The organism is Hydrogenophaga sp., assembly GCF_030656115.1.
Lineage (GTDB): Bacteria > Pseudomonadota > Gammaproteobacteria > Burkholderiales > Burkholderiaceae_C > Hydrogenophaga.
The window spans coordinates 1-12673 of sequence record NZ_JAUSOO010000166.1 but is presented as its reverse complement, the minus strand read 5'-3'; the positions used below and the strand labels follow the sequence as shown (position 1 = coordinate 12673).

12 protein-coding genes are annotated in these 12673 nt (G+C 65.0%); 7 read left to right on the top strand and 5 right to left on the bottom strand.

The window, feature by feature from the left end; translation table 11 throughout:
• Nucleotides 1–343: LysR family transcriptional regulator (locus Q7J58_RS21575; RefSeq protein WP_304832001.1), on the bottom strand; the 343-nt coding region annotated here is incomplete at its 3' end.
• 105 nt (nt 344–448) lie between these two features.
• On the opposite strand from Q7J58_RS21575, the gene Q7J58_RS21570 reads away from it, so the two are divergent.
• Nucleotides 449–2008 (top strand): acetyl-CoA hydrolase/transferase family protein, encoded by a 1560-nt coding sequence (locus tag Q7J58_RS21570; RefSeq protein WP_304831999.1) that lies wholly within the window; start codon nt 449–451, stop codon nt 2006–2008.
• 115 nt (nt 2009–2123) lie between these two features.
• On the opposite strand, the gene Q7J58_RS21565 is transcribed toward Q7J58_RS21570, so the two are convergent.
• Nucleotides 2124–3998, bottom strand: a complete 1875-nt coding sequence (locus tag Q7J58_RS21565; RefSeq protein WP_304831997.1) for an ABC transporter ATP-binding protein/permease — start codon at nt 3996–3998, stop codon at nt 2124–2126.
• Between the two features lie 38 nt (nt 3999–4036).
• On the opposite strand from Q7J58_RS21565, the gene Q7J58_RS21560 reads away from it, so the two are divergent.
• Nucleotides 4037–4477 carry an acyl-CoA thioesterase gene (locus tag Q7J58_RS21560; protein ID WP_304831995.1) on the top strand — a complete coding sequence of 147 codons (441 nt, stop codon included), beginning with the start codon at nt 4037–4039 and terminating at the stop codon, nt 4475–4477.
• 18 nt (nt 4478–4495) lie between these two features.
• Here the strand turns inward: Q7J58_RS21560 and Q7J58_RS21555 are convergent, their stop codons facing one another.
• The 3 genes from Q7J58_RS21555 to Q7J58_RS21545 all read right to left on the bottom strand — a co-directional run bounded on the left by Q7J58_RS21555 (nt 4496) and on the right by Q7J58_RS21545 (nt 7173).
• Nucleotides 4496–5233, bottom strand: coding sequence for a type 1 glutamine amidotransferase (locus tag Q7J58_RS21555; RefSeq protein WP_304831993.1), 738 nt, complete (start codon nt 5231–5233; stop codon nt 4496–4498).
• Nucleotides 5234–5329: 96 nt separating this feature from the next.
• Complete coding sequence (locus tag Q7J58_RS21550) at nt 5330–5764, bottom strand: hypothetical protein (RefSeq protein ID WP_304831991.1); 435 nt, start codon at nt 5762–5764, stop codon at nt 5330–5332.
• On the bottom strand, nt 5761–7173 hold the full coding sequence (locus Q7J58_RS21545) for an acyclic terpene utilization AtuA family protein (protein WP_304831989.1): 1413 nt from the start codon (nt 7171–7173) through the stop codon (nt 5761–5763). Before Q7J58_RS21545 ends, Q7J58_RS21550 begins: the two co-directional genes overlap by 4 nt.
• A gap of 232 nt (nt 7174–7405) precedes the next feature.
• Between Q7J58_RS21545 and Q7J58_RS21540 the strand changes: the two genes are divergently transcribed.
• The 5 genes from Q7J58_RS21540 to Q7J58_RS21520 all read left to right on the top strand — a co-directional run.
• Nucleotides 7406–8281, top strand: a complete 876-nt coding sequence (locus Q7J58_RS21540; protein ID WP_304831987.1) for a branched-chain amino acid ABC transporter permease — start codon at nt 7406–7408, stop codon at nt 8279–8281.
• A gap of 1 nt (nt 8282) precedes the next feature.
• Nucleotides 8283–9359, top strand: coding sequence for a branched-chain amino acid ABC transporter permease (locus Q7J58_RS21535; RefSeq protein ID WP_304831985.1), 1077 nt, complete (start codon nt 8283–8285; stop codon nt 9357–9359).
• 4 nt (nt 9360–9363) lie between these two features.
• On the top strand, nt 9364–10194 hold the full coding sequence (locus Q7J58_RS21530) for an ABC transporter ATP-binding protein (RefSeq protein WP_304831983.1): 831 nt from the start codon (nt 9364–9366) through the stop codon (nt 10192–10194).
• Nucleotides 10191–10979: an ABC transporter ATP-binding protein gene (locus Q7J58_RS21525; protein WP_304831981.1), complete on the top strand. Its 789-nt coding sequence runs from the start codon at nt 10191–10193 to the stop codon at nt 10977–10979. Before Q7J58_RS21530 ends, Q7J58_RS21525 begins: the two co-directional genes overlap by 4 nt.
• Before the next feature lie 137 nt (nt 10980–11116).
• Nucleotides 11117–12673: long-chain fatty acid--CoA ligase (locus Q7J58_RS21520; RefSeq protein ID WP_304831979.1), on the top strand; the 1557-nt coding region annotated here is incomplete at its 3' end.

Genomic DNA, 12673 nt, shown 5'->3' with positions numbered 1-12673 from the left:
CGCGCAAGCCCGAGAGCCAGGACGGGAAAAACGTGAACGCCAGGGTGTGCGGCACGGCGAACTCGATCACGTCTTGCGCGGCTGCGGTGTGGGCGCGCAGCATGGCGCGGGTGCTTTGCAGCGCCTGCAGCATTTCCAGCGACTGGTCGTACAGCGTCTGCCCGGCCGGCGTGAGGCGGGTGGGGTACGAAGACCGGTCCACCAGGTCGGTGCCGGCCCAGGCTTCCAGTGACTGGATGCGGCGCGAGAACGCGGGCTGGGTGACGTGGCGCAGCTGGGCCGAGCGGCTGAAGCTGCGGGTTTCAGCCAGGCTGACGAAGTCTTCAAGCCATTTGGTTTCCATGGCCGCGGATTATGCGCGCGGGGGCATTCGGACGGTTTCGCTGCTGTGCGCTTGCGTGTCCGTTACGATAACCAAAACCTAGGGTTAACCCTAATCACAACCCCCATGACAAAAAACCCACCCGATATCCCCCTGTCCCGCATCGCCCACGCTGGCCTGCGCCAAAAAATCATGTCGGCCGAAGCGGCCGCTGCCCTCATTGAACACGGCGACCACGTGGGCATGAGCGGCTTCACCGGCGCTGGCTACCCCAAAGCCATTCCGCTGGCGTTGGCCCAACACATCCAGGCGCACCACGACGCCGGCAAGCCGTTTCGCATCGGCGTCTGGACCGGCGCCTCGACCGCACCCGAGCTCGACGGCGCGCTCGCCAAGGTCGGCGGCATGGACATGCGCCTGCCCTACCAGTCCGACCCGACCTGCCGCGCGCGCATCAACGACGGCGAAATGGCCTACATCGACATCCACCTCTCGCACGTGGCGCAGTACGTGTGGTTCGGCTTTCTGGGCCAGCTCAACGTGGCGGTGATCGAGGTCGCCGGCATTCTGGAAGACGGCCGCCTGATCCCGGCCACCTCGGTGGGCAACAACAAGACCTGGCTGGACCAGGCCGACAAGGTGATCCTGGAGGTCAACCACGGCCACAGCCTGGGTCTGGAAGGCATGCACGACATCTACTACGGCACCGAGCGCCCGCCGCACCGCAAGCCGATCCCGATGACACACGCCGGCGACCGCATCGGCGAGCCCTACCTGCGCTGCGACCCGGCCAAGGTGATCGCCATCGTCGAAACGAACCTGCCCGACCGCGACACGCGCTTCTCGGCGCTCGACGAGGCGTCGAAGCTCATCGCCGCCCACCTGATGGCCTTCCTGCAGGACGAAGTGAAACAGGGCCGCCTGCCGCCCGAGCTGCTGCCGCTGCAGTCGGGCGTGGGCAACATCGCCAACGCCGTGATGGAGAGCCTCAACGAAGGCCCGTTCAACGACCTGCAGGGTTACACCGAGGTGCTGCAGGACGGCATGCTGGCCATGCTCAAGTCCGGCAAGATGGCCATGGCCTCGTCCACCGCGCTGTCGTTTTCGGCGCCCGTGATGCAGGAGTTCCTGGCCAACCTGGACTTCTACCGCGAGCGCATCGTGCTGCGACCGCAGGAGATCAGCAACCACCCCGAGGTGATCCGCCGCCTGGGCATCATCGCCATGAACGGCATGATCGAAGCCGACCTGTATGGCAATGTGAACTCCACCCACGTGATGGGCACGCGCATCATGAACGGCATCGGCGGCTCGGGCGACTTCGCGCGCAACGCCTACCTGTCGGTGTTCATGACGCCGTCCACCGCCAAGGGCGGCTGCATCAGCTGCATCGTGCCCATGGTCAGCCACGTGGACCACACCGAACACGACGTGCAGATCATCGTGACCGAACAAGGCCTGGCCGACCTGCGTGGCCTGTCACCCCGCCAGCGCTCGCGCCGCATCATCGAACGCTGCGCCCACCCGGACTTCCAACCCGCGCTGCTCGACTACGTGGAGCGCAGCGAGGCCAACGCCCGCGCGGGGCATGGCGGCATGCACACGCCGCATCTGCTGGACGAGGCGCTGAGCTGGCACAGCCGGTATGAACAGAGGGGGACGATGACTCTTCCAGTCGTTGCCTGAACTTTGCCCAGAGAGAGGTGCATTGACCAGCGAACACCGAGGAACCGGCTTTGCCGGGCCGCTGGTGTTGCCCCCTTGAAAGGGGTCGCGGCGCAGCCGCGGCAGGGGTGGGTCTTCAGTCAGCCCCTGACTGCTGCAAAGCCCACATCCCCGCATACACCCCGCCGCGCACAACCAGATCCGCGTGCGTCCCCCGCTCCACAATCTCCCCGTTCACCAGCACCAGAATCTCGTGCGCATCCACCACCGTGGACAAGCGGTGCGCAATCACCAGCGTGGTCTTGTTCCTCGCAGCCGTCTTCAACTCTGCCTGGATGGCCCGCTCGTTCGCCGAGTCCAGGGCCGAAGTCGCCTCGTCAAAGATCACGATGGGTGGGTTTTTCAGCAGCGTGCGCGCAATGGCCACGCGCTGCTTTTCACCGCCTGAAAGCTTCAACCCCCGCTCGCCCACCATGGTGCGGTAGCCAAGCGGCAGCTTTTCAATGAAGCTGTGGATGTGCGCGGCCTGCGCGGCGGCCACGGCGGCCTCGTGGCCAGCGTCCGGACGGCCGTAGAGGATGTTGTATTCAATCGTGTCGTTGAACAGCACCGTGTCTTGCGGCACGATGCCAATGGCCTGGCGCACGCTGGACTGCGTGACCTGGCGAATGTCTTGCCCGTTGATGAGAATGCGCCCGCCGCCGTGCGGTCCGCTGTCCTTGTGGTTGCCGTCGTGGTTCGTCACGTCGTAAAAGCGGTACAGCAACCGCGCCAGCGTGGACTTGCCCGAGCCCGACGGCCCGACCACCGCCACCGTCTTGCCGGCCGGAATCTCGAAGCTGATGCCGTGCAGAATCTCGCGCGCCGGCTCGTAAGAGAAGCGCACATTGTCAAAGCGCACCGTTGGCGCACCGCTGAGCGCCAGCGGCTGTGCGCGGGGGTGGTCGGCAATTTCGCGCTCTTTTTCCAGCAGCACAAACATCTTGTCCAGGTCGGTCAGGCTCTGCTTGATTTCGCGGTACAGCACGCCCAGGAAGCCCAGCGGAATGTAGAGCTGGATCATGAAGGCGTTGACCATCACCAGGTCGCCCAGCGTCATCTCGCCGCTGGCCACGCCCTGCGTGGCGCGCCAGAGCATGAGCACCAGCGCAATGGCAATCACCAGCTGCTGCCCGGCGTTGAGCATGGACAGCGTGGTCTGGCTCTTGATGCGGGCGCGGCGCAGTTTTTCCAGCGCTTCGTCGTAGCGGCGGGCTTCAAACGCTTCGTTGTTGAAGTATTTGACGGTCTCGTAATTCAGCAGCGAGTCCACAGCCCGGGTCTGGCTGACGGACTCCAACTCATTCATCTCGCGCCGAAATTGGGTGCGCCACTCGGTCACCGTGACGGTGAAGGTGATGTACAGCACCAGTGCCACCAGCGTGATCCATACATAGCCCATGTCGAACTGGGTGCCCAGCACAGCCAGCACCATGGTCACCTCAATGAGCGTGGGCACGATGCTGTAGAGCGAATACGAAATGAGCGACTGCACGCCGCGCGTGCCGCGTTCGATGTCGCGCGTCATGCCCCCGGTCTGGCGCTCCAGGTGAAAGCGCAGGCTCAGCGCATGCAAGTGGCCAAACACCTGCAGCGCGATGCTGCGCGTGGCGCCCTCGGTGGCTTTGGCAAACACCAGTTCGCGCAGTTCGGTGAACAGCGTGGTGGACAGGCGCAGCCCGCCGTAGGCCACCAGCAGCCCCAGTGGCACCACCAGCAGCGCCTGCGGGCTGCCCGGGGGAATGGTCATGGCGTCCACCAGCTCTTTGAGCAACAGCGGCACGCTCACGTTGGCCACCTTGGCCGCCACCATGAAGCCCAGCGCGATCAGCACGCGCCACTTGTATTGCCACAGGTAGGGGAACAGGCGGGAGAGCGTGGCCCAGTCGGAGCGCTTGGCGGCCGGTGTGCCGCTGGCGGCGGGACTGACAGGCAAGGCCACGGTGGCGGGGCTGGGAAGGTTTGGGCGCATGCGTGAAAATGGATATTTGTTGCCAACAGATTGTGCCCATGTCCAAACCATCAAGCCCCCGCCCTGAAACGCCCCTGCCGCAAGACCGCGAACTGGTGCTCAAGGTCATCCCCATGCCGGCCGACACCAACGGCAACGGCGACATCTTTGGCGGCTGGGTCATGGCCCAGGTCGACCTGGCCGGCGCCGTGCTGCCGGCGCGCTATGTGCGCGGGCGCATGGCCACGGTGGCGGTGAACCAGTTCATCTTCAAACAGCCGGTGCGGGTGGGCGACATCCTGAGCTTCTTCTCGCACGTCACGCGCGTGGGCAACACCTCCATCACGGTGCAGGTGGAGGTGTTTGCCGAGCGCTTCTCGGCCCAGGGGCAGTATGTGAAAGTGACCGAGGCCAGCCTGACCTATGTGGCGATTGACAGAGAGGGCAAGCCCCGCCCCATTCCCAAAGAGGGCTTGCATATTCCAGGCTTGGTGGACTGAACGGCCGAGGCCCGGCGCTCACCCCACCCAACGCGAGCGCCACACCCCATAAATACGCGCAGCCAGCGCCTGGCTTCCCGCCAGGTGCTGTGCGGTGGCGGCGTGCATGCGGGCCGGGTCTTGCACGCTGTCGGGGTGCAGCAGCACGTGCAGCGGGTAGGCCTCGCCGGGGTGGGCCAGCCAGTCGGCTATTTTGGCGGGGGTGATTTCGATGTGGAACTGCATGGCCAGGTGTTGGCGCAGGGCAAAGGCCTGGTGGGCGCAGGCGGGTGAGCAGGCCAACAGTTCCGCGCCGGGTGGCAGCTGCACAAAACTGTCCTGGTGCCATTGGTACACCGTGGCGTCGGCCGCGTGGCCCAGCCAGGCGCGGGCGGTTTCGCTGCCGGTGTGGTGCATGGGCAACCAGCCCACTTCGGGCTGGGGCTGGCGTTCCACCCGCCCGCCGAAAGCGCGCGCCATGAGCTGGCCGCCCAGGCAATGGCCGATGACCGGGATGCCCAGCGCATCGGCTTCCAGGATCAGCGCCTCGGCCTGGCGCAGCGTGGGCCGGTCGTCGTTGGCGCTCCAGGCGCCGCCCAGCACGGCCAGGCCCCGGTAGCCGCGCACCGTTTCGGGGTAAGCCTCGCCAGCCTCGGCGCAACGCACCTGCCAGCGGGCGCCCTGTTCGTCCAGCCATTGGCCCAGGTAACCGGGGCCGTCTTCGTGCAGGTGTTGCAGGAGCAGCACGTCGGCGCCGTCGGTGGGTGGTGTGTTCATGGCGGTGATGATGGGCACGCACTGGCGCTGCCGGGGGGCCAATTGGGGGCCATCGGTTGGGGCCGCTGCGGGGGCACACCGCTTGCGCACCTCGCTTCAGAGCGTGTGATTCTGCCCCTCGGGTGCAGGAGACTCATCGCCCCACCAGCCCACGCGCGGGCTGGCCAGTGCCTGGGCCAGCTCCATCGGTGTCACCTCGATCTCCAGCCGCAGCAGCGCACCCGCCATGGCCTTGCCCAGGTTGTCGAGCCGCAGGTTGCGCGCGCCGCCGCCTTGCAGTGCACCGCGCAGCACCAGTTTGATGGCCAGCAGGTTGGGCAGCTGCCAGACGTCCACCTCGCCCGGTAACCAAGGCGCGAAGTGGGCGCGCACGCGCTCGGCCGTGACTTCGCGCGCCAGCAGCGCGTAACCCGCCGCGTTCCAGGCGAACAGGCCAAAGTCCACCCAGTCGGCCTTGTCGCCGCTGCGGGCGTGGGCGATGCGCACCAGCGGCACGCGAATCTTGTCGATCTTGTTGGTCGGGTCGTTCATGGCGCCGCTCCTGGGGTTGGCAGCAGTTCCACGCGCACACCGGCTTGCACCGCCGCACGGGGAACCAGGGTGGGCCAGATGCCCAGCAGCTCGCTGGTGTTGTGCAGGCCCTGGAAGCAGCAGGTGTAGGCCGGCCCGCTCAGCGCCAGCCAGGGAAACAGCCGCCCAAAACCGTCGGCGGCGGCTTTCACCGGGGTGCGCAACACCATGCGGGTCCACACCTCGTTGAGCTGGTTGAGCGTGTCGGCGTCGGGCAGCGGTGCCAAGGCGCCGTGGGCCGAATTCAGGCCGGGGTATTCGATGTACAGCTCGTCGTGGGGTATGCGCTTGTCTTGCAACTGGGTGCGGATGGTGGCCTGCGCGGCCTGCGCTTTGTCCCAGGCATCGGGCCACGAAAAACCCCAGGTCACCTCGGCTTTGTAGCCATCGCGGTAACCGGCCACCACCTTCAACTGATCGCCCGGCGCCTGCCCGCGTGCGCCCGTCAGCCGCACCCTGTCGTGGCCTTCGTCGTGCAGGGTGATACCGCCCATGTCCAGCACCACGTCGGGCGAATGGTAGGCGTGCGGGTTGTGCACCTCGTACAGCAGTTGCTGGCGCACGGTGTCGAAGTTGATGCGCCCGCCCGTGCCCGGTGCCTTGGTGATGAGCGCGGTGCCGTCTTCCCACACCTCGGCAACGGGAAAGCCGATGTGCGCCAGATCGGGAATGGCCTGCCAGGCGCCCTGGCTGCCAAAGTTGCCGCCGCTGCCCTGGCCCGAGCATTCCAGCAAATGGCCCACGGTGAGGCCTTGCGCCAGGCGGTCCAGGTCTTGGGGTTCGGTGGCGCCGGTGAGCGTCCAGCCCAGGCTGTGCACCAGCGGGCCGAGAAACAGCGCCGCGTCGGCCACGCGCCCGGTGATGACGATGTCGGCCCCCGCGTCCAGCGCCTGCACGATGGGCGCCGCGCCCAGGTAGGCGTTGGCAAACACCAGGCGCTCGCGCACGCTGGCCACCGGCTCGCCGGTGAACAGGTGGGCCAGTTCGCTGGCGGGTGTGGATGCGTCGAGCAACTGCGGCAACACGTCGTCGCCCGTGACCACCGCCACCCGCGCCGTGAAGCCTTTGGAAGCAAAAGCCGCCAGCACCGCCTGCGCTGCGCCCTGCGGGTTGAGCCCGCCCGCGTTGCACACAAAGCGCACACCGCGCTCGGCCATCAGCGGCCACAACCGCAGCAGCATGGGCACCACGTCGCGGGCGTAGCCCAGCGTCGGGTCGCGCTGGCGGTCTTTTTGCAGAATGGCCAGCGTGAGCTCGGCCAGGTGGTCGCTGGCAATGAATTGCACGTTACCGCGCTCCAGGGTGGCCACCACGGGCTCCCAGTTGTCGCCGTAAAAGCCGAGACCGGCACCGATTCGTATGGACTTCATGGCATGGGCAAAGGAGTGAGGTTTTCAGCATAGCGTTTCAGCCCGTTTTTACCAAGCATTTGCTTGGTAAAAACCACCGAGGTGTCGCACACAGCACTGTCCTGCGGGAAACCCCCATGGGCAAGCACTGTCAGGCCCGCTTAAGCTTGTGAATAGCACGGGCGTTCGAAAACACCGCACAGGGCGTTATCCAACCACCCACCGGCGCAAAAAAACAACGAAGGAGACATGCGTGCAATTGCTGCAACTGCTCATCAGCGGTGTGGCCCAGGGCTGTATCTACGGACTCATCGCCCTGGGTTTCGTGCTGATTTACAAGGCCACCGAAACGGTGAGCTTTGCCCAGGGCGACCTGATGATGGTCGGCGCCTTCGGCGGCCTGGCCGCCATGACCGTGATGGGCTTTCCATTCTGGATTTCGGTGCCGGCGGCCATTGTGGGCATGGGCGTTTTTGGTGTGCTGCTGGAGCGGGTGGTGATTCGCCCCATCCTGGGCCAGCCGGCGTTCTCCATCGTGATGCTGACCATCGGTGTGGGCTATGTGCTGCGCGGGCTCATCACCATGATTCCCGACATTGGCACCGACACCCACACCCTGCCCGTGCCCTATGCCGGTGAGGTGCTGCGCCTGGGCACGCTGGTGGTGTCGGCCGAACAGGTGGTGGTGATCGGCGCCACGGCGGTGCTGTGTGCGGGTCTGTTTGCCATGTTCCGCTACACCAAGCTGGGCATCGCCATGCAGGCGTCGTCGCAAAACCAGCTGGCGGCTTACTACATGGGCATTCCGGTGAAGCGGCTCAACGGCCTGGTGTGGGGTCTGGCGGCTGCGGTGGCGGCCATTGCCGGCCTGCTGCTCGCGCCCATCACCTTTGTGCACGCCAACATGGGTTTCATTGGCCTCAAGGCCTTCCCGGCGGCGGTGGTGGGTGGCTTTGGCAGCCTGCCCGGCGCCATTGTGGGCGGGCTGATCATCGGCATTGTGGAAGCCCTGGCGGGCTTCTACATGGCCGAAGGCTTCAAGGACATTGCGCCCTACATCGTGGTGCTGATCATGTTGGTGCTCAAACCCAACGGCTTGTTTGGCGAAAAGCTGCGCAAAAAGGTCTGATATGCGATTCCTCTTCAAGACCGACTACAACCAGGACATCCAGCTCGCCAAACACGGCGGCCACACGTTTTGGTACAGCCTGCTGGGCGTGCTGCTGGTGGCCGCGCCCTGGATCATCCAAGAGTATTGGCTGGCGCAACTCACGTTTGTGCTGATCTACGCCATCGTCGGCCTGGGGCTGATGCTGCTGGCCGGTTTCACCGGGCTGTTTTCGCTGGGCCATGCCGCGTTTCTGGGCGTGGGGGCCTACACGCAGGCCATCATGGTCAACGCGGGCGTGCCGTTTCCCATTGCGCTGGCCTGCGCGGGTTTGCTCTCAGCCGCCGTGGGCATGGTGGTGGGCCTGCCGGCGCTGCGGGTGAAAGGCATTTACCTGGGCATGGCCACGCTGTCGTTTGGCTTCATCGTGGAAGAAGGCATGGCGCGCTGGGAAAGCATGACCGGCGGCAACTCGGGCCTGATGGTGAACCACCCCAGCCTGTTCGGCTGGGAGCTGGACTCGTCCAACGAGTTTTACTTCCTGTGCCTGCTGGTCACCGTGGCGTCCACGCTGGCCATCGTCAACCTCATGCGCTCCAGCACCGGCCGGGCGTTTGTCGCCATCCGCGACTCGGAGATCTCGGCCCAGAGCATGGGCATTCACCTGGCGCGCTACAAAACCATGAGCTTTGCGCTGTCGGCCGCGCTGGCCGGCATTGGCGGTGCGCTGTACGCCCACAAGATCCAGTTTTTGTCGCCCGACCAGTTCAGCCTGCTGCAATCGGTGGACCTGTTGCTGATGGTGGTGATTGGCGGCCTGGGCTCCATCCACGGCGCGTTTCTGGGCGCCATTTTCATCATCGTCATGCCGCAGCTGATCGCCATTGGCAAAGACTTTCTGCCCGCCGTGATTGGCGAGGCCGCGGGCATCAAAGGCGTGGTGTACGGCATGGTGCTGATCGCCATTGTCTTGTTTGAACCCATGGGCCTGTATGGCCGCTGGCTCAAGATCCGCACCTACTTCCAGCTCTTTCCGTTCTACCGAAAAGGTATGTTCAAGCGGCAAAAGAGCTTCCAGAAATCAGACCGGTTGAAATGACGCCATGACCGACGACATTCTGCTCTCAGCCAAGAACCTCAGCGTGCGCTTCGGCGGTGTGCTGGCGGTGAACAACGTCAGCTTTGACGTGAAACGCGGCGAGGTGTTCACCCTGATCGGGCCCAACGGCGCGGGCAAGACCACGGTGTTCAACCTCATCAGCCGCATTTACACGCCCACCACCGGCAGCATCGACTACGCCGGACCGCAGGGCATGCTCAAGCTCACCGAACAACCACCCCACAAGATCGCCGGGCTGGGCATTGCGCGCACGTTCCAAAACATCGAGTTGTTTGAACACGCCACGGTGCTGCAAAACCTGCTGATTGGTCGCCACACGCACCGCAAAACCGGGCTCTGGAGCGAAATCTTCTTCACCGCCAAAACCCGTGCGGCCGAAATTGAAGCGCGTGAAAAAGTGGAGCAGGTCATTGAGCTGCTCGACCTGCAACACCACCGCGAGTCCATGGTGGCCGGGTTGCCGTATGGCGTGCGCAAGGTGGTGGAGCTGGCGCGTGCCCTGTGCACCGAGCCCCAGCTGCTGCTGCTCGACGAGCCCTCTTCGGGCCTGAACGTGGAAGAAACCGAAGACATGGCGTTCTGGATCACCGACATCAAGGACGAGCTGGGCATCACGGTGCTGATGGTGGAGCACGACATGACCCTGGTGTCCAAGGTGTCCGACCGGGTGCTGGCCATGAGCATGGGCGCCGAGCTGGCCACCGGCACGCCGGCCGAGGTGCAGCGCGACCCGGGCGTGATCGAGGCCTACCTGGGCTCGGTGGACGACGTGTCCAGCCTGCGCCGCGAAAACCATGTGAGGACACCAGCATGACCGCGCCCGTGACCGACAACGCCGTGTTGAAGCTGCTCAACGTCGAAAGCGCCTACGGCCCCATCAAAGCCATTCGCGGGGTGAGTCTGCAGGTGCGGCGCGGTGAAATTGCCACCGTGCTGGGCTCCAACGGCGCGGGCAAAACCACCATCCTGAAAAACATCAGCGGCATCATCGACCCGCGCAAGGGCAGCATCGAGTTCAAGGGCGAAAACATCACCGCCCAGGACCCGGCGCACATCGTGCAGCAGGGCCTGATGCACGTACCCGAAGGGCGCGAGGTGTTTCCGCTGCTGTCGGTGCGCGACAACCTGCTCATGGGCGCCTACACCCGCAAAGACCGCGACGGCGTGGCGCGCGACATGGAGGTGGTGTTCAACTACTTTCCCATCTTGCGCGAGCGCGCGCTGCAAGACGCCGGCCTGCTCTCCGGCGGCCAGCAGCAGATGCTGGCGATCAGCCGAGCACTCATGGCCAACCCCGACCTGATCCTGCTCGACGAACCCAGCCTGGGCCTGAGCCCGAAGCTCACCAAGGAAATCTTCGAGATCGTGGTGCGCATCAACCGCGAGCGCGGCACCACCATCTTGCTGGTCGAGCAAAACGCCAACATGGCGCTGAACGCGTCGGACTACGGCTACGTGCTGGAAAACGGCCGCATCGTGATGGAAGACACCTGCGCCCACCTGCGCGAGAAGGACGACATCAAGGAGTTCTACCTGGGCATGAAGGAAGAAGGCGTGCGCGCGGACCGGCGCTGGAAGAAGAAAAAAAATTGGCGGTAGGTATGGCCCCCCCCGCAGCGCTTCGCGCTACCCCTCAGGGGGCGGCACTGGCCGTCCGGCAAAGCCGGCCCGGCGGCGCCCTGGGTTGCATGCCTCCCCCTGTTCATCGAATGTGGTTTTGACCTTGGACATCGAGCATGAGTAACCTCTGGAATCTTTCCGCCATTCAGCCGCAGCACGACACTGTTTTGGCTGGCGACACCATTCCCGCCATGTTCTGGAACGCGGTGAAAGCGCGCGGCCCCAACGTCTGGATGCGCCAGAAAGACTTTGGTATCTGGCACAGCTGGACCTGGAACCAGACCGCCGAAGCGGTGGGCGAGATCGGCAACGGCCTGCTGGCGCTGGGCTTCGCGCCGGGTGAAACGGCGTCCATCCTGTCCAACACCAACATCGACTGGGTGCTGGCCGACATGGCGGTGCTGAGCGCGGGTGGCGTGTCCAACGGCATTTACCCCACCGACGCCGCCGAACAGGTGCAGTACCTGTGTGAAGACTCCAGCACCACGGTGCTGTTTGTGGAAGACGACGAACAGCTGGACAAAGCCCTGGCCGTGCGCGAGCAGCTGCCCCAACTGCGAAAAATCGTGGTGTTTGACATGGAAGGCCTGCGCGACCTGCGCGACCCGCAGGTGCTCAGCCTGGACGCGCTGCGCACCCTGGGCCGCGAGCACGCCAAGCAGTTCCCCGATGCCTTGCAGGCCCGCGTGGCCGCCTGCCAACCCAGCGACCTCGCCATCCTGGTCTACACCTCGGGCACCACCGGCAAACCCAAGGGCGCCATGCACAGCCACCACGGGCTGGTGTACACCGTGCGCGGCTACAACACGCTGATTGCCCGCAGCGAGGCCGACGAATGCATGTGCTTCCTGCCGCTGTGCCACATTGCCGAGCGCATGGGCGGCGAGTATTTTTCGCTCTACACCGGCGCCAAACTCAACTTTGTGGAGAACCCCGAAACCGTGCCTGAGAACGTGCGCGAGATCGCACCCACGGTGTTCACCGCCGTGCCCCGCGTATGGGAAAAGTTTTACTCCGGCGTCATGATCGCGCTCAAAGAAGCCGGCGCGCTGCAACAAGCCGCCTACGCCTGGGCCATTGGTGTGGGCCAGCGTGTGGCCGATCTGGTGATGGCGCAACAGCCGGTGCCCGGCCCGCTCAAGCTGCAGTTCCACCTGGCGCGGGTGCTGGTGCTCAACAACGTGCGCAAGCTCATCGGCATCCACAAAGCGCGTTTTCTGGTCACCGGTGCGGCGCCCATTTCGCCCGAGCTGGTGCGCTGGTACATGGCGCTGGGCGTGCCCATGCTGGAGGTGTGGGGCATGACGGAAACCTGTGGCGCCTCCACCGGCGTGCCGGCCGAACGCATCAAGCCCGGCTCGATTGGCCCGGCCGCCAGCTACAACGACGTGCGCCTGGACCCGCAGACGGGCGAGATCCTGGTGCGCGGGCCCAACGTGTTCATGGGCTACCTGAACCAGCCCGAGAAAACGGCCGAGACCATCGACAAAGACGGCTGGCTGCACACCGGCGATGTGGGCGTGATCGATGAGGAAGGGTTTTTCCGCATCACCGACCGCATGAAAGACATCATCATCACCGCAGGCGGCAAGAACATCACCCCCAGCGAACTGGAAAACGAACTGAAGTTCTCGCCCTACGTGACCGACGCGGTGGTGATCGGCGACAAGCGC